Raw genomic sequence first — 18,118 nt, forward strand, 5'->3', positions numbered from 1 at the left:
GAGCACAAAATCGATGATTCCAATAAGCAAATCGCCAGACCCGTCATCTGGTCTGCGATGCCTATCCCACTGCAGATACGCTGTACTTAGCAGCGAAAACACCACAACACTCAGCACGAGTATGACCACAGTTTCCCAACCTAGTACGCGGTGTCCTACGAACTGCTGTACGAGCAGCGCAATAATAAGTGTGCAAATGCTAGCAGCAGTTTCTGTAATCACATGACCCCAAAAAGCATGCTTGAAAAGGAGTGTTCAGTAAGGGATTAAAAGAAAACCAACTGAAAGCCTTTAAGCGGGAACATAAGAAATAAAACGACCATACAAGAGTAGAGATACTCTGTGTGGCCGTTTTCTTATACTCAGATACCGAAATAGTATTTGAGATTTTTAGAACAAACCTTGTATTTGAGCTTGTATTAACACTGCAGTAACGCTGGCACCTGTATTAATTAAAAAGTCTTTTAGTCCAACCAATGCTGATTTTAAAATATGCGGTTTCTTCTCTTCTTCAATTTTTAATTTGATGTCAGCTAATAATTCTGTTGCGGTTTCTATATCCTCTTTTGATAAATCAGATTCACTAATACTTTTTTCAACGGCATCAACTACATCCTTAACTTTATCATAGGAAAATGTAACTGTATTCTCACTTCCAGACACTATCTGTACATTATCGGATGGCGAATTGATCACACTTGTATTCCCGTAATAATTATTCACGGTTTGCGGCATGTTCACTGCGGATTCTTTTTCAGTCTCAGAGAAAACCATATTTTCCCCTACAATACCTTCCGATTCTAATTTCAATGTCCATTCTAAAATAGTATTTTTGACTTTTTCTTCAATGTCTTTAACTGCAGTTGTAGGTACATGTAATGCATAATCCATTGGAAGTAGCGAATCAGCCATTTTATCAAACAATGCAAGTTGTTCGCCTGAAAAATCTAAAGTTAATACATTTCCTGAGGACTGACATAAAGAAATGATTTCAGAAATTGAATTTACTAACTTTCTTTCACAAATCTTTTTTTCGTATTCATTATCCTGTATTGAGGTTGGAATCCAACCGCGATAAGGATTGAAAGTTTTTAAACTTCCACGAACCTTTCTATACTCAGGGCAAGATTCTGGGTCAGGATAACCATTTAATTCGTGTTGAATCCATTGATCAAAATCAGCAAGCTTTAATTTTGATGCAATCAAATGTGCTTTGCGTAATATATTAACAACATCGCAATTTGATGACACAATTTCATTCTGTAATTCTAAAACAATACTTCCCATGTTATTCACCATCCTTCTTTCTACCATATAGGGCACTATTCTCAGCAAACATCATAGTTCTTCACATAGAAGCAATAAGGAAAAGGAATAATCTAACTTTCTGAAGTTGTTTCAGAATGCTCCTCAAAATTTTCTACCTGCTCCATCACCTTTGTGAACACTTCAGGACTATACTGTGGCGGATAGCCGTTCTTAACCAAACAAATCTTTATCTTCAATTTTAACTGATTACGCACATTCTGATTGTTGAGCCAGTCCACAAATGAAGACTCGGTATCTATTATTTCCTTAACTTTTTTAGCAAGTGTCTTGCATTTATCGTTTATCACAACACCGTTAACTTCTTTGTCAATGCCATATTCAAACTTATACTGGTCACGAAGAGCAATCAAAATATCATAGAATGCCTTTTCTTCAAAGGTTAATCCTATTTTACGGAAACTCTCACGATTTTCGTTCATCTGACGAAGTATCACTAAAGCTTGTTCAGTTGCAGCCTTAATAATATCTTCTGAGGCAGCTTCCTGTGTTGCCCCGGCTTCTTCAGCAGTAAGGTGCTTACGTCTTTCATGGTACTCATCAATAGTCTTTTCAATCATTTCTTGGAAAGATTTCGCTGCTAATTGGTTAACCCTGCCATATTCCTTTATTTGCTTACGGAGCATTTTGATAAGTAATTCTAACTTTGTAGCAGGCATTTCTACATCTGATAATTTTTCAAAGTATTCAGGAGAGAAGATATCTTCTTCCTCGCCACTTTCAAGAACACTTTCTACCTTATTGTATTTTAATGCCTCTTCAACCATCTTTGATACCACAAGATTCATAGTTTCAGCATCAACATCGCTGGTTCCACTCATTTTACGAACGAAGCCTGCTATAGCCATAAAGCACTGTGCAAGCGCAGATTCTTCTTCGCCCAGATTTCCAGAAGGTTGGCAAATATCAAAAGCACTTCTCATTCTCTTAACAGACTTTAAGAAATATGTCTTAAATGAGACCTGATTAGTTTTTCCGTTTCCTTCTGTCTGCAAGACCTGTGCTGATGTAAAGACATACTCAGCCGCTTTGGAAAGTAATTTATATCTTTCAACAGGGTCACATTTCGTATTAAGGAATGGAGCTAAGTCATAATCTGTAAACAGTGCTTTAAGTATTTCAATCTCCTCCCTGAATGCAGAGGTAGCCTGCTCAACGTCATCCGATGTGGGAGCAACTGATGTATCACCACCGTAAACCTTCATGGCCTCACGCATATTATCGCGAATGCCAATATAGTCGATAACCATACCATATTCTTTGCCGGGATATTTTCTGTTTACACGACTGATAGTTTGAATCAGCAAGTGCTTCTTCAAAGGCTTATCGTTATATAAATATGTAAGTGACGGAACATCAAATCCCGTAATCCACATATCAACTACGATAACAATATGGAAATTAGACTTTTCCTGTTTAAAGGCTGCATCCAGTTCTTCGCAACGTTTATCATTTTTAACTCCACCAAGATAGTTATACATCTCAGCTTCATCATTACTTCCAACACTCGATACCATAGCCATAAATGGCATAGGCTTTAATTCTTTAAGTTCTTCATCTGTTGCAGTAACTCCGTCAGGAGTTTTCTTTTCTTCAAACCATTCCGGATATTTATCCTTGAATTTCAAAAGAAGTGAATATGCAATTTTTCTGCTAGAGCAGACAATCATTGCTTTCTGAATTCTATCTGGGTCACTATCACAAGATGAAATATAATGGTCATGAATATCTATAGCAAGCCTCTCCAAGCGAGAAGGCTCGCCAAGGATAACTTCCATAGAACTCATTGCACGTTTACTGGCTTCAATATCATCATACGTTGCACCATCATCGGCACACTTTTTATAGTAATTTTCAATTTCTTTAGCTTTGGTCTTATCAAGTAACACCTTGGCAATACGAGGATGATACTTAATAGAAACAGTTAGTCCATCTGCGACCGCCTGATCCATAGTGTATCTATCAATTTCCTGACCAAAGGTCTGATATGTTTCGGCAATAGGAGTTCCTGTGAAACCTACAAACGTAGCATGTTGAGGCGGTAAGTTTGCTAGTCAAGGAGTAAAACGACGAAGATTAGCATTTACTTCCGCCCATGCGATAGCTGTCCGTGATTGACAAGTGCTAGCACGCAGACAGAACGGAGATAGCGAACCGCTGAGTGTGTCGCTCTGCTCGTAAAAGCTTAGAAACCTTTGAACGAAAGGGATAATGAAAGCCTTGATTGCAAGGCTTTTTGCTTTATGGTGGGTAAGTATCAGAGTGAGAAAATTTTTGGAATGAGTAGAAGTGATAGCTAGAAATTATCAGTTTCTATTTCCATTTACCCTGTGGGTACGTGTTTGTTTCCATTGACAAGGAGTTTGTGGGAATAGAAATGTACCCACCTTGTTTGAATCAAGTGAAGTGTAGTTGAAGGAAATCTGTTGAAAGCAATACTTCATTTTACCGAATAAGTAATAATTTAGGCAACTTCAAATCGATTAAAAAAAACTATTTTAAAGGTTAAGAGTAGACAAAAATTGTCCACTCTTTTTTGCAAACTCAATTTATCAATAAATGAAATGAGGGAATGTAAAATGAAATATTTTGAGGTTGAGTTAGAAAATCCTGATGAATTTTTAAAACTACAAACAGAAGATTTTGTGAAAGCTAATCGCTTGCTACTAAGGAAGATAATCCAGAGCGTTACAGTCTATGAAGAAAACTTCGTCATATCCTTTAAATCTGGCATCGAATTGGAAGTATGAGTCTCATTCCATAACTTTTATATTGAACATATCATCTTGTTGTGTTATACTATAAATTGATATAAACAAAGATGTAGGAGGAACCGAAACTATGACAGCCTCAATGCGTTTAAGATAAGCTGGCAATAAAAAAAGCAGAATCTATACCCGATGATAGGCTTTTTTGTTGTGCTTATTTATACGATATTGAGCATTCATTAGTTACGGTGAGGATATTGGTTATTTAACTATACCTTTATTTAACTATGTCTTTAATATGAATGTTTCCAAATTGTATGTATGCAGACCAAAAGCCACATTGTGGGGTTTGGCCTGCATTTTTTATTGCCTAGAATGCTATTCAAAATAGAAATTCAAGCAAAATAATATGCAGGAGATAATATAAATGGAAAAATACAACAATTGGAAACGAAAATTTTATGCAATATGGGCAGGGCAAGCAGTATCATTAATCACTAGTGCCATCCTGCAAATGGCGATTATTTTTTACCTTACAGAAAAAACAGGATCTGCGATGGTCTTGTCTATGGCTTCATTAGTAGGTTTTTTACCCTATGCGATTTTGGGACCTGCCATTGGTGTGCTAGTGGATCGTCATGATAGGAAGAAGATAATGATTGGTGCCGATTTAATTATCGCAGCAGCTGGTGCAGTGCTTGCTATTGTTGCATTCTGTATGGAGCTACCTGTCTGGATGATTATGATAGTATTGTTTATCCGTAGCATTGGAACAGCTTTTCATACCCCAGCACTCAATGCGGTTACACCACTTTTAGTACCAGAAGAACAGCTAACGAAATGCGCAGGCTATAGTCAGTCTTTGCAGTCTATAAGCTATATTGTTAGTCCGGCAGTTGCAGCACTCTTATACTCCGTTTGGGATTTAAATGCTATTATTGCCATCGACGTATTGGGTGCTGTGATTGCATCTATTACGGTAGCAATTGTACGTATACCTAAGCTGGGTAATCAAGTGCAAAGTTTAGAACCAAATTTCATAAGGGAGATGAAAGAAGGAGTTGTGGTTCTGAGACAAAACAAAGGATTGTTTGCCTTATTACTCTTAGGAACACTATATACTTTTGTTTATATGCCAATCAATGCACTATTTCCTTTAATAAGCATGGAACACTTTAATGGAACGCCTGTGCATATTTCTATTACGGAAATTTCCTTTGCATTTGGGATGCTAGCAGGAGGCTTATTATTAGGAAGATTAGGGGGCTTCGAAAAGCATGTATTACTAATAACAAGTTCATTTTTTATAATGGGGACCAGTTTAGCCGTTTCGGGAATACTTCCTCCAAATGGATTTGTAATATTCGTAGTTTGCTGTGCAATAATGGGGCTTTCGGTGCCATTTTATAGCGGTGTGCAAACAGCTCTTTTTCAGGAGAAAATTAAGCCTGAATATTTAGGACGTGTATTTTCTTTGATCGGAAGTATCATGTCACTTGCTATGCCAATTGGGTTAATTCTTTCTGGATTCTTTGCTGATAAAATCGGTGTAAATCATTGGTTTTTACTATCAGGTATTTTAATTATTGGCATTGCTATAGTTTGCCAAATGATAACTGAGGTTAGAAAATTAGATTTAAAATAAACAATATTGGAGGAATATTTATGTATCTTATTTTCATGTAACTCTTCCTGCTAAAATCGCAGGGTTTTCCCTGCATACAAGCAAATGAAAGCATGCGATTATAGACAGGAGGAAATGTTATGGAATTAATATTAAAAGCAAAAGACATTCGTGTGGAATTCAAAGGACGCGATGTTTTAGATATAAATGAATTAGAAGTATATGATTATGACCGTATTGGTTTAGTAGGAGCAAATGGTGCTGGAAAAAGCACTTTACTCAGGGTACTTTTAGGAGAATTAACTCCCCCAGGATGTAAAATGAATCGTCTGGGTGAACTTGCCTATATTCCCCAGTTGGACGAAGTAACTCTGCAGGAGGAAAAAGATTTTGCACTTGTAGGCAAGCTAGGTGTTGAGCAATTAAATATACAGACTATGAGCGGTGGTGAAGAAACAAGGCTTAAAATAGCACAGGCCTTATCGGCACAGGTTCATGGTATTTTAGCGGATGAACCTACGAGCCATTTAGACCGTGAAGGAATTGATTTTCTAATAGGACAGCTAAAATATTTTACAGGTGCACTGTTAGTTATTAGCCATGACCGCTATTTTCTTGATGAAATAGTAGATAAAATATGGGAACTGAAAGATGGCAAAATCACTGAGTATTGGGGAAACTATTCTGATTATCTTCGTCAGAAAGAGGAAGAACGTAAGAGCCAAGCTGCAGAATACGAACAATTTATTGCGGAACGTGCCCGATTGGAAAGGGCTGCGGAGGAAAAGCGAAAACAGGCTCGTAAAATAGAACAGAAGGCAAAAGGTTCTTCAAAGAAAAAAAGTACTGAAGACGGAGGGCGTTTAGCTCATCAAAAATCAATAGGAAGTAAGGAAAAAAAGATGTATAATGCTGCTAAAACCCTAGAGCACAGGATTGCGGCCTTAGGAAAAGTAGAAGCTCCGGAAGGCATTCGCAGAATTCGTTTCAGGCAAAGTAAAGCATTGGAGCTCCATAATCCATACCCTATAGTCGGTGCAGAAATTAATAAAGTATTTGGGGATAAGGCTCTGTTTGAAAATGCATCTTTTCAAATTCCGTTAGGAGCAAAAGTGGCGTTAACTGGTGGTAATGGAATCGGAAAAACAACTTTAATCCAAATGATCTTAAACCATGAAGAAGGAATTTCTATTTCGCCTAAGGCAAAAATAGGTTACTTTGCACAGAATGGTTACAAGTACAACAGTAATCAGAATGTTATGGAGTTTATGCAGAAGGATTGTGACTACAATATATCAGAAATTCGTTCAGTGCTAGCATCTATGGGGTTCAAACAGAACGATATTGGAAAAAGTTTATCTGTTTTAAGCGGTGGAGAAATTATAAAATTGTTGCTTGCTAAAATGCTCATGGGTAGATATAACATCCTAATAATGGATGAACCCAGTAACTTCCTTGACATACCAAGTTTAGAGGCTTTGGAAATACTAATGAAGGAGTACACCGGAACTATCGTGTTTATCACCCACGATAAACGATTACTCGAAAATGTAGCAGATGTAGTTTATGAAATTAGAGATAAGAAAATAAATCTGAAACATTAAATTTAAGGTAGTCGCTGGTCAGTATAGTCTGTTCTGGTTGGCGACTCCATTGTTAAAGAGTATAAAGACTTTAGATTTTATGAATATTAAAAATAGGAACAGTCAATTGAACTGCTCCTATTTTTCTGCTAAATATATTGTAGTTTTCTTATATGTATAATGATAGATTAGCGGATTCTCATCTACGGTACTTACTTCAAATATGAAGAAGTGATCGCGGTTACCTGCATATTTGTTTTCTAACGCTTTTAGTGCGAGTAGGTTATCTCCATGTATGAGCATGTTTTCTGTATTAGGATCATTTTTGCAGTTTGATTTTTCTTTATCCTCAACTAGAATCCTAGGCTCTATTTTGATTTCTTTATCCTTACCAAGCCACGTAAGTTCCAGTTTTTGATTATTAGCCATTACTTTTCATCCTCCGCTATAAATTCCAAAATATCGTTGGGCGTGCAGTGTAAAGCTGTGCAGATACCTTCCACTTTTTCCAGTGATATATATTGCCCAGTGCGTAGTTTCGTAATAATGTTGGCGGAAATATTGCTCATTCTCATTAAGTCCTGATTGGAAATATCTTCTTCAATCATGCGATGTAATAGTTTTTTATAACTAACAGCCATAATTCCCTCCTTATTTTAATAGTTAAATATTATCACGATTCTGTGAGTATATCAACGATATAAAGAGCTAGCCACTCCGGAATATAGCAGATTAAAAAAGTCTCCTTTGCTATTCATTCAAGGCAAATGCCTAATGAATGCTTAGGAGATTTTTATTGTCAAAAATTTTTTCTAAAACCGTCAGATTACACCCTCTTTCATGGCTACCAAGTAGAAGACCAAAAAAACTTTTTAAGACAGGTTAAAAAGTCGGCTTTTTCTTTTGCCTGTGATGTAGAAGGGATAAGCCTTCTAGAAAAGGAGGATCAAATATGGATCTAGAGAAACTGCCAAAAGCACTAAAGAACAAGAATATCTTTTGTTCATGGAAGTACGAGCAGCAAGAAAACGGTAGGCTCACTAAGCCGCCTTATAACCCCATAACGGGAAAGAAAGCAGCTACAGACAACTTAAGCGATTTCACCTCGCTTGATGATGCCATGAAAGTAAAAGACCAATACGACGGAATTGGTATAAAGCTTGTTGATAACCTCTTAGGCATCGATTTAGACCACTGCATCGATAATGGCATCATTAAAGACTGGGCAAAAGAGATTATTGCCCATTTCAAGCACGCTTATATCGAATACAGCCCAAGTAAGCATGGCTTTCATATCTTGCTTCTGTTTAACGGCGCATACGATAAAAAGTCTTATTACATCAAGCATGGGGATATTGAGGTTTACAGCGCTCTAGCTACGAATCGCTATCTAACAGTTACGGGCGACGTGTATCAGGAAGGCGAGCTTTTAGAAGACGATGAAGCCATCATGTGGCTTTTAGACACGTACATGAAGCGAAACATAAACACTCATGAAAAAGAAAATAACGCGTGTACAAGGTCATATTTAAGCGATACATCTGTTATTGAAAAAGCTGGCAACGCCATAAATGGAGCTAAATTTACAGCACTTTGGCATGGTGACATTTCGGCTTACCCTTCTCATAGCGAAGCAGATGCCGCGCTTGTGTCTATTCTTGCCTTTTACTGTGGCGGTAACAAGGAGCAAATAGACCGACTTTTTCGTAAGTCTGCTTTATTCCGTCCTAAGTGGGATGAACACCGTGGCGCGGATACTTATGGCAACACAACCATTCAGAAAGCTGTTTCTAAATGTCATACCTTCTATGAGCCTTTCCATAATGCAAGTGCTGAGGAAGACTTTGATGATCTCTTATCTAAATTACAGGAACTAAAGCCTGATGAAAATATACGATATCGCAACGGTGATTTAGGTAATGGCAGATTGTTTGCTGATATTTTCCAAAACATTCTGCACTATGTACCGGAGCGCAAAATGTGGTTCATCTTCGATGGTGTACGTTGGACTTGCGATATTGGAACGCTTAAAACGATGGAACTATGCAAGGATTTAGCTCTTTCTCTTATACGTTATGCTGGTGTCATTAAAGACGAGAGAACCCGTTCCATGCTTGTTGAGTATTGGAACAAATGGAGCAGCCGTCGTAACCGTGAGATTTATATCAAGGAAGCTCAAAGCGTTTACCCCATTTCGATGGAAGCGTTCGATAAGAACATTTATCTATTTAACTGCCAAAACGGAACTTTAGACCTTCAGCACGGTGTATTTCGCAAGCACTTAGCAACAGATCTTATTACCAAAGTATCACCTGTGTTTTATGACCCGAAGGCAAGAAGTGAACGTTTTCGCCAGTTTGTCGATGAAATTATGAGCGGAGATTGTGAGAAAGCCTTGTATCTTCAAAAGTCATTAGGCTATGCGTTAAGCGGTGATACACGCTATGAGTGCATGTTCTTTCTTTTTGGAGAAAGCACAAGAAACGGTAAAGGCACACTCATGGAAAGCGTTCTGTCTGTGATGGGCGATTACGGAAAAGCGGTACGCGCGGAAACCATTGCTCTAAAGAAGAACCCTAATAGCTCACAGCCGACCGAGGATGTAGCACGCCTTGCCGGTGTTCGCTTTGCCAATATATCTGAGCCGAGCCGAGGACTATTCCTTAATTCAGCCCAAGTTAAATACATGACGGGAAGTGATACCTTAAACGCTCGATTCCTGCATGAGAACAGTTTTGACTTTAAACCACAGTTCAAACTGTATGTGAACACCAATTATCTGCCCGTCATCAGCGATATGACAGTGTTTAGTAGCGACCGCATGCAGATTATTCCCTTTAACAGGCATTTTGAAGCGTGGGAACAGGATAAAACCTTAAAGGCGGAGTTTTCTAAAAAAGAGGTGCAAAGTGCCATTTTAAACTGGCTTCTTGAAGGCTTTACCCACCTCCGAGATGAAGGCTTTAAGCCGCCTAATAGCGTTCTTGATGCCATTTTTAGTTATGCCCACGACAGTGACAAGATGGCACAGTTTGCTGAAGATGTACTCGTTAAAGACCAGAGCTCTGAGATTCGAACGGCAGTTGTATACGACCACTACAAGAAGTGGTGCATTGATAACGGCTGTTTTTCTGAGAACAGCAGAAACTTCAATCAGGAATTAAGAAAATTTGCCGAGGTTGTAAGAAAGCGTCCCAAGACAGGCGGAGAAAAAACCACGCTTCTTAAAGGCTACAGGCTTAAAAGTGAGTTTAGCGATTTTTTAAGTGGCAACTAGTGGCAGTTAATAACCTATATCCCCATATAACCCTATAAGGCAATAACGAAATTTAACTGCCACATCATGCCACGTTTAAGGAGGTGGTGCCTATGATTGCGTAATTCGTATCGCAAACCTGTGTTGAACATGAAGAAGAAATACTATCATGCACAAATCAAAATACTGAAATGATTTCAGCTTTTTGACAACATTGAAGAAAGAAAACCTGCCTAGGTACTGTGCTGTTAGAAATTTATTCGCATACTACTTTCTGAACCTAACCCCCTAGGGGGGGGTCAAATCTCTAAAGAGTACCCCTTCGGGAACGGGCGCAGGGTCTTGCGTGCAAAAACAGCGAATTCAAAAGGGTAAATGGGCAAAATCAAGCAAATTACTGCAGTAATTGCAGAAAACAGTAATGAAAGGAACTAACAATTATGATTAACAGAGATATTGAAAAAGAAATGAAACTAGCAAGTCAGGACTACCACAACACGTTTTGGAACGTACTGCGCGACGCAAATGGTAATGCGAACAATATTGCAGGAAAACTGCGCCACATTCATACAGGTGCCTATGATTTGCCGACTTCTTCTCTAGCAAAACTCGAAGCAAAACTTGCAAACAAAAGTAATCTTAGAAAACTGTGTACAGTGGTAAAAGCACACTCGCAATCAAGCAAATTGTTCATCTATGAAGGTACACCGTTCACTAAATGGATGAAAGATTATGATGCGAATATCATTACGCATATGCCTATTAAAGATGGCTTTAAGCGTATTGATGTAACGGATTATACCCTAGTTAACCTTATTCGTTTGGGTACGGATTTTACAGCTGATCTTGACTTTGATATCGAAGAGTTCATCACAAGCGAACTGACAAAGCAATTTACATTGAGTGAGTCGGAAGCTTTTATAAATGGCGATGGGATAACTAAGCCGACAGGAATTTTATCAGATACATCAGGTGCTGAGGTTGCTGTGCAAGCAAAAGAGATTTCCGCAGATACCATCAAACATTTATTCTTCTCGCTAGATAGTAAGTATCGAGAAAATGCCACGTGGCTTATGAATGATGAAACTGCTCTTTATCTTCAAACCTTAAAGGACACTACCGGAGCATACATCCTACCTGATTTTGATGGCAACTTAATGGGCAGACCTGTGGTCATTGACAATGCCATGCCTTCTTCGCAAAAGGGAGCAAAAGTTATCGCCTTTGGTGATTTTTCCAACTATTGGATTATCGAACGCCATAACCCAACCATCAAGGTTCTAAACGAAATATTTTCTCTTATAGACCAGATAGGTTACCTCTCTTTTGAGTATTTGGATGGGAAACTGGTACATCCTGAAGCAATTAAAGTATTGCAACTTTCTTAAACAAGGAGGTCAAAATGCATGGATGAACAAATTAAGGATACACCGGTAAAAACCGAAGTGTTAAGAATCGGAAATACTGAATTTACGGTTAACTCTCTTGAAAGCAAGAGTGCTCAGAAAGGTGTCAAAGACCTAATCAAACACCTTATTTTAAGCAATTTAAACCATGTAATAGAAGCTAAATAACTTGATAAATTCTGAGTTATACGGGAATATATACTGACCGCTTGAAGGCTGTCGGAAAGGAGGAAAAACAGATGAATAAACTAAATAGACAGCCTTCTTATACTCTAGATAATGTAGGCAAGATAACGGCACTTTACTGCCGTTTATCCAAAGACGATGAATTACAAGGTGACAGCAATTCCATTATCAATCAAAAGAGCATGCTGAAAAAGTATGCCGAGGATAATCATTTCAACAATCTTATGTTCTTTGTAGACGATGGCTACTCGGGTACTAATTTCCAGCGACCTGATTGGCTTAAATTAACTGCTCTCATTGACGAAGGAAAGATTGGAACCATTATCGTCAAGGACATGTCACGCTTGGGTAGAGATTATCTGCAAGTTGGTATGTATACAGAGATGGTATTCCCTAACGCTGATATTCGCTTTATTGCAATAAATAACGGCGTAGATAGCAATAATCAGTCAGACAACGACATGACACCTTTCATCAACATCTTCAATGAGTTTTATGCTAAAGACACAAGCAGAAAAATAAAAGCTGTGTTTAAAGCAAAAGGACAAAGTGGGAAGCCGCTCTGCATCAATCCTCCTTACGGATATCTTAAGGATCCTGAAGATAAAAATCATTGGATTGTAGATGAAGAAGCTGCCAGTGTAGTGCGTGAAATCTTTAGACTCTGCGTTAATGGGTATGGGCCTAGCCAGATTGCCAATGAGCTAATCAAAAGGAATATTCCAACACCTTCTGAGCATTTTTTCTCTCTTGGTATTAAAATTCCTTCCGCGAAATCGGAGATTAAGGGAGTCTGGAATCAAAAAACTATCTCTAATATGCTTGAAAAGCAAGAATATCTTGGGCATACGGTCAATTTCAAAACAAGAAAGAAATCGTACAAGTGCAAGAAAACATTATTGAATCCCAAAGAAGACTGGCTAATTTTCAAAAACACACACGAAGCAATTATTGACCAGGAAACTTTTGATATTGTTCAACGTATAAGAGATGGTAGACGAGTGCGTACCAATCTTGGAGAGATGCCGGTGTTATCGGGAATGCTATTTTGTGCGGATTGTGGTAACAAGCTTTATCAGGTTCGAGGAAAAGGTTGGAGCCATGATAAAGAATACTTTGTCTGTGCTACATATCGTAAGCAAAAAGGCAAATGCTCATCACATCAAATTAGAAATATTCAGATCGAAGCAATACTGCTTCACGAGCTACGAATGATTACTTCATTTGCCAAACAGCACGAAGAAGAGTTCGTGGGACTTGTGATGAAGAAAAGCGAGAAAGAACTAACCCAAAAGTTAAAGTCCTCTAATAGGGAACTCGAGCAAGCAAAAGCAAGAATTAGCAAACTTGACACAATTGTTCAGCATCTCTATGAAGACAACTTAGACGGTAAAATTTCTGATGAACGATTTAAGAGCATGTCTGAGTCCTACGACAAGGAACAAGCTGAACTGAAAAGCAAGATTGAATCCCTTGAAGCCTTTATTTCTAAAGCGCAAGAGGAATGTCTCAACGTGGATTCTTTCTTGAAATTAGTACGACAATACACAGATATACAAGAACTTAATGCAGAGATCATTCGAACCTTTGTAGATAAGATTTATGTTGAAAAATCTGAAAAGGTAGCAGGTACAAGAACCAAGAAACAAACCATATGGATACAGTGGAATTACATAGGTGCAGTTGATATTCCACTCCATAAGTAAAATCGGCGTAGCCGGTAGTAATACCGATTACGCCGATAATTTTTTAGGAATTAAATCCCTAAGTGAATGCCCCTAAAGCACTGGCCTTACATTTGTCTCACTCATCATCTTCTCCTAGAAAATGCAATTACGGAATATCGTGCTTTGATTATACAAAATTTCTAAAATTGTCCTAAGCTCAAATAGAGAGTTGCTAATTTTTTTGTTTGCTAATTTTTTGTTCAATAATTTTATCGGTAAATGCCTTTAAAAATTCTCTAGAATTACTCCATCCTGCACCATTGTTTAATCCCGAGAAATCAAAACCAGATATTTCATCTAACGCTTTACTACAAACCCATTCATACATTCCAGCCTCTTTGCTTTTATATATTATTAGGAACAATGGTTTCATTGCTTTTTTACCCAACGACACAACACTCTTGTATTGTTTAGAATATATTACATCGTTATACCATCCTGTCAGCCGATAGTATTTATCTTTGACCCCCTTTTCACCAATCTCGTCGCATAGATTTTGTAACTGTTTAGCCACATATGTGAGAACCTTTTCATCTATGTTTTTTATGAGCAAAGTTTCATCAACACCATTTTTACTTACCTCTTTCCAATCAACATCTTCATTATTTTCTGAGTGCTTTTCATTCCTTGCAGACTTTTGATTTTCTGTTTTTACTTCTCTATTATTATCGCTAAAATTATTCTGACTCTTACAACCTGAAATAAGTGATATAAGACAAACTACCATAGTTAAAAACGTATAATGCTTAATATGCTTCATTTATGCCTCCTCTACAACTTAATCTTTACCTAATTGCGGTTACGATTCTCATGCTCAATCTTCACTCTGTTTTTCACAATCATCTGCCCAATATTTATTCATCTCGGAGTACAAATCATCTTTGAGTTTAATAAAACTGACGGGATGTAAATTATGGACAAGAATGCAGATATGCAGACTATGAAATGATTGTAGCTAAAAATCATCCGATAATCAACAAGATTTTATTTCCATACATAAACAGATGTGTGTGCAAAGTGGGTGCACTTTTTAACGATAGGAAAATATTGCCAAAAGTTTAATTGCCATTTATAACTTTCTCAATATCTCTTTTCCCATAAAGCACACGAGAAACCACAACTTCATACTTTTCTTCAAAAACAAAATAAAAAATAAGAAAATTATCACACGCCATGAACCTTATGCTTGATGCAAAGATTCAAAAACATTACTCGCAGGCTTCGCATCACCAGATAAAACCGACTTATAACCCTTTTCCAACTCATCATTCAACTCACCTTGAGTCATAGAACTCACATCACGCGGCTCTCTATAACCCAATTTCACATCAAAAGGAAGCCCTTGCTGTAAAACAACCTGCTTATAAAACATGGTAATAGCACTCGAAGGAGGAAGACCTAAAGAATTCAATATATACTCTGCCTGCTCTTTTAACTCCGGATCAATACGAGTATACAAGTTAGCTGTTTTCGCCATACAATCACCCCTTATTTCTTACGATGATTATACAACATTGCATTGGCATTGCAATGTCACTGCATTAACATTAGCATTAGAAAATTACACTTATACGTAATATTAAAAGCCAAATCGCATTCAAAAACCGTAAGAAACCAGTTAATAAACTTAAAACATAATAAAATCAAGTCACAAAATTTACACAAAACACTACTCATTTTGATATTCAAGCAAAGCATCAGTATCAATCGTTTTAATTTCAAACGTTTTTCTTGTTGAAACACAAAAATTATGCTTAATCATAAGATTTGCAAGCTTCACACCATCAACCAAATAATATGATGATTGTCAGCATAATCCTTAGCTTTCTGCGAAAACCTAGATGTTGTAACAAAAAGACCATGTCCAAGCTTACCAGCAATTGCACCAACTAGACTACTATACGCTGGCTATACTAAAGGAGAAATTATAAAAAAGATTGATTTGAATAAGGAAAAAACTCAGAGCTATACATTCATAGAAAAGACTCAAAAAAACAGCCATAAAAATATATGAAGAAAAGTTCACATAAATCTATAGAAGCCTGCAGATATCTAGTCCGTAGACTTCTATAACTATTAGAGTAGTCAGTAAATATTTTTAATTTAAATCAAACAATATATATACATTATCTATAAAAGTTTTGCTTTTTGCAATTCTACTATTTCCACCAAGTTCTTTATACTTTAGGTATATTTTATTAGAAATCTTATCTATAGAAGCTTCTGTTATATTATTCAAATCAAAGTTTTTTAAATCAATAAAGCTTAATTCTTTCTTCTTTAGTGCGTCAGCAACAACTGCATATATAACATAAAAAAGTATGTCATTTACTTCAGTGTTAGTCATACTCCTATAAGTTTTTAAAGTATTTTGAACCCTTCTTCCTATGCTAGCAGCCTTATAGTATGCTTCTAGATCTTGATTATCTTCATATAAGTATTTGTATGTTTCCTCATCTGTTAACAATGTTGATGGCCTTGCTCTCGCAAAATCAGGTTTTCTTAGTACAATCGAAATTAAACATTGAGCAAGAAAGGAAACACTAATTATATCGACAGCTTTTTTCTTTTGATTTTTATAATAATTCTTTCTTCTGTCATAATACAATCCCCTGTTTTTGAAATACATTTCAATCTGCAAATGAATTGTATCAGTTACCCTTAAAGACGATTTTGGAATGCTTGTTTGATTGTTAGTAGAAAAAATAATATTATCTCTAGACTCCTCACTTTCAGGTCTTATAACTCTAACTAAAATTGTCCTATTATCTTCATCAATTCTTCCACTTCGTTCTGAGAAATAATTATATATTTCTCTTGAAGTCTGCAATCCATTAACTATTTCAGGATTTACAACTTGCAAAGATTTATTTGTTATTAATTTAATATCTGTCGAAAGAATTGTCACCCCGTTATTTAGCCACCAAAAGTCCTCATTCTCTTCACCCTCTAGCGTATTAGCAATAGAGGAATTAACACTATTATGACCCTGATAGTCTCTAACATTTGCTTCAAAAAATGTTTTTCTTAAAAATAGATTATCGTCTGTAATGAATCTAAAATATGTACCCAATTTAACTAAACTAATATACTCATTTTCACTTAATGAAATCGGCTGATCTGCCAATTCCAAATTAACTCTTGTCTCGCTATCCGCATTGTACATATCTATTAATTTATCAGCGGTAATAAAATTCACATTAACCTCTGATGAGGGATAATACTTTTTAACAAGTGTTTTTAATTCCTTTGCTTGCATAGCAACATTAGGATGAGCCTCAGTACCTAAAGTAATATAATAATAGAAAAATCTCACCTTGACTTGACTTCTAACTAACTTAGCTATAGCGTCTCTAAAAATTCCAAAAGATTCAATCGTAGTTTCATTATATCTATCTGAGAAATTATCTAATATATTTGACATATTTAAAAGATTGTCAGAGACGGTTTTCCACTTCATTAAAGCATTTTCTCCAAATGAAGTAGTGTTTTTAGACTGTAAAATGAAAAAATCCAAATAAGACCCTTTTGTAGCATTCAACCCTTCTATTTGATCAGCAGTAACTAATTCACCATTTAAAAAAATATATAAGTTATCACAGCCTCCATCATTACCACCACCAGAATTTCCACTGTCAATTTCTTCATCACTAAGATTAAAATCTTTTAATACTTGTGATGCTGCAAAATGTTCAAAATAAGTGTTTATATCGTTATACCCACTACTCTCTTCAAATTCTTGTTTAAAGCACTCTCTTAATAAGATTTGATTATTTGTCAGCTGAGTTGTCATTTTCAATCCTCCACTCTATTTTTCATATATTTCCTATTTTGATTCTCTTATTAGTAGGCTTATTCGTATCTTCCGGCATTGCCCAATATGAACCAATTTTTATTGCACCAGCAATTCTACCTTCGCTACATAACGCTTGGATTTGTCTAACTGATATCCCCCATTTTTCTGATACCTGCCTTATTGACATATATCTCATTTTTAAAACTCATATCCCATTGTATTTTACTTGCATGTATTTTTTGCTTTTCATTAATAATGAAATTCCAAAGTATGAACAATATCAATATTAGATTCTTCCTGTGCAAACACCCCTTACGAGTTTCTTAACACCCTTATCATTGAAAAGGCACCTTTAAAATAAAAAACTGGCCTTTCTATTAGCTAGAACAACAATTATTTTTATTTGATTTTTCTTAAATTCTTTATTTTAAGTTCTTTGAAGAGAGTGAAGTGTAGATTTTTGTATTATTTTGAGTAAAGTTATCTCCCCCCCCCCCCCCCCCCCC

The 18,118-nt window shown here is 36.5% G+C and carries 15 protein-coding genes and 2 pseudogenes; 7 read left to right on the top strand and 10 right to left on the bottom strand.

Annotated elements, in window-relative coordinates; translation table 11 throughout:
* From HMPREF3208_RS06920 to HMPREF3208_RS06960, 4 genes and pseudogenes are all read right to left on the bottom strand, one after another.
* A pseudogene (locus HMPREF3208_RS06920) lies at window positions 1–222 on the bottom strand (hypothetical protein); the annotation flags it as partial.
* A 168-nt stretch (window positions 223–390) separates the two neighbouring features.
* Window positions 391–1,287 carry an AbiTii domain-containing protein gene (locus HMPREF3208_RS04555; protein WP_004122116.1) on the bottom strand — a complete coding sequence of 299 codons (897 nt, stop codon included), beginning with the start codon at window positions 1,285–1,287 and terminating at the stop codon, window positions 391–393.
* Between the two features lie 92 nt (window positions 1,288–1,379).
* Window positions 1,380–3,113, bottom strand: a complete 1,734-nt coding sequence (locus HMPREF3208_RS06955) for a type I restriction enzyme endonuclease domain-containing protein (protein WP_306467725.1) — start codon at window positions 3,111–3,113, stop codon at window positions 1,380–1,382.
* A gap of 66 nt (window positions 3,114–3,179) precedes the next feature.
* Window positions 3,180–3,350 (bottom strand): annotated as a pseudogene (locus HMPREF3208_RS06960) (hypothetical protein); the annotation flags it as partial.
* 555 nt (window positions 3,351–3,905) lie between these two features.
* Here HMPREF3208_RS06960 and HMPREF3208_RS04565 point away from each other — a divergent pair.
* From HMPREF3208_RS04565 to msr(D), 3 genes are all read left to right on the top strand, one after another.
* On the top strand, window positions 3,906–4,076 hold the full coding sequence (locus tag HMPREF3208_RS04565; RefSeq protein WP_000873143.1) for a hypothetical protein: 171 nt from the start codon (window positions 3,906–3,908) through the stop codon (window positions 4,074–4,076).
* Window positions 4,077–4,461: 385 nt separating this feature from the next.
* On the top strand, window positions 4,462–5,679 hold the full coding sequence (gene mef(A) / locus HMPREF3208_RS04570) for a macrolide efflux MFS transporter Mef(A) (protein ID WP_000417519.1): 1,218 nt from the start codon (window positions 4,462–4,464) through the stop codon (window positions 5,677–5,679).
* Between the two features lie 119 nt (window positions 5,680–5,798).
* On the top strand, window positions 5,799–7,262 hold the full coding sequence (gene msr(D), locus HMPREF3208_RS04575; protein WP_000420313.1) for an ABC-F type ribosomal protection protein Msr(D): 1,464 nt from the start codon (window positions 5,799–5,801) through the stop codon (window positions 7,260–7,262).
* 117 nt (window positions 7,263–7,379) lie between these two features.
* Here the strand turns inward: msr(D) and HMPREF3208_RS04580 are convergent, their stop codons facing one another.
* Together HMPREF3208_RS04580 and HMPREF3208_RS04585 are read right to left on the bottom strand one after the other, a co-directional pair.
* Complete coding sequence (locus HMPREF3208_RS04580) at window positions 7,380–7,670, bottom strand: DUF5960 family protein (protein WP_004121959.1); 291 nt, start codon at window positions 7,668–7,670, stop codon at window positions 7,380–7,382.
* Window positions 7,670–7,882, bottom strand: coding sequence for a helix-turn-helix domain-containing protein (locus HMPREF3208_RS04585; RefSeq protein ID WP_004121956.1), 213 nt, complete (start codon window positions 7,880–7,882; stop codon window positions 7,670–7,672). Before HMPREF3208_RS04585 ends, HMPREF3208_RS04580 begins: the two co-directional genes overlap by 1 nt.
* A gap of 311 nt (window positions 7,883–8,193) precedes the next feature.
* Here HMPREF3208_RS04585 and HMPREF3208_RS04595 point away from each other — a divergent pair, with 311 nt between their 5' ends.
* The 4 genes from HMPREF3208_RS04595 to HMPREF3208_RS04605 all read left to right on the top strand — a co-directional run bounded on the left by HMPREF3208_RS04595 (window position 8,194) and on the right by HMPREF3208_RS04605 (window position 13,795).
* The gene (locus tag HMPREF3208_RS04595; RefSeq protein WP_004121944.1) at window positions 8,194–10,518 is read left to right on the top strand and encodes a phage/plasmid primase, P4 family; all 2,325 of its coding nucleotides are present in this window, start codon (window positions 8,194–8,196) and stop codon (window positions 10,516–10,518) included.
* A gap of 419 nt (window positions 10,519–10,937) precedes the next feature.
* A complete protein-coding gene (locus HMPREF3208_RS04600) occupies window positions 10,938–11,885 on the top strand; it encodes a phage major capsid protein (protein WP_004121942.1) in 948 nt (315 codons plus the stop codon).
* Between the two features lie 18 nt (window positions 11,886–11,903).
* Window positions 11,904–12,071: a hypothetical protein gene (locus HMPREF3208_RS06810; RefSeq protein ID WP_004121940.1), complete on the top strand. Its 168-nt coding sequence runs from the start codon at window positions 11,904–11,906 to the stop codon at window positions 12,069–12,071.
* Window positions 12,072–12,142: 71 nt separating this feature from the next.
* Entirely contained in the window at window positions 12,143–13,795 is a 1,653-nt protein-coding gene (locus HMPREF3208_RS04605) for a recombinase family protein (RefSeq protein WP_050567752.1), read from the top strand.
* 193 nt (window positions 13,796–13,988) lie between these two features.
* Here HMPREF3208_RS04605 and HMPREF3208_RS04610 read toward each other — a convergent pair whose 3' ends face one another.
* From HMPREF3208_RS04610 to HMPREF3208_RS04625, 4 genes are all read right to left on the bottom strand, one after another.
* Entirely contained in the window at window positions 13,989–14,576 is a 588-nt protein-coding gene (locus HMPREF3208_RS04610; RefSeq protein WP_064347426.1) for a hypothetical protein, read from the bottom strand.
* 420 nt (window positions 14,577–14,996) lie between these two features.
* On the bottom strand, window positions 14,997–15,293 hold the full coding sequence (locus tag HMPREF3208_RS04615; protein WP_064347427.1) for a type II toxin-antitoxin system RelB/DinJ family antitoxin: 297 nt from the start codon (window positions 15,291–15,293) through the stop codon (window positions 14,997–14,999).
* A gap of 299 nt (window positions 15,294–15,592) precedes the next feature.
* Window positions 15,593–15,697, bottom strand: a complete 105-nt coding sequence (locus HMPREF3208_RS06925) for a restriction endonuclease (RefSeq protein WP_230953094.1) — start codon at window positions 15,695–15,697, stop codon at window positions 15,593–15,595.
* Window positions 15,698–15,914: 217 nt separating this feature from the next.
* Entirely contained in the window at window positions 15,915–17,609 is a 1,695-nt protein-coding gene (locus tag HMPREF3208_RS04625) for an AIPR family protein (RefSeq protein ID WP_016637062.1), read from the bottom strand.
* Window positions 17,610–18,118 lie beyond the last annotated feature (509 nt).

The sequence above is a fragment of the Gardnerella vaginalis genome, assembly GCF_001546485.1.
GTDB classification, from domain to species: domain Bacteria; phylum Actinomycetota; class Actinomycetes; order Actinomycetales; family Bifidobacteriaceae; genus Bifidobacterium; species Bifidobacterium vaginale_D.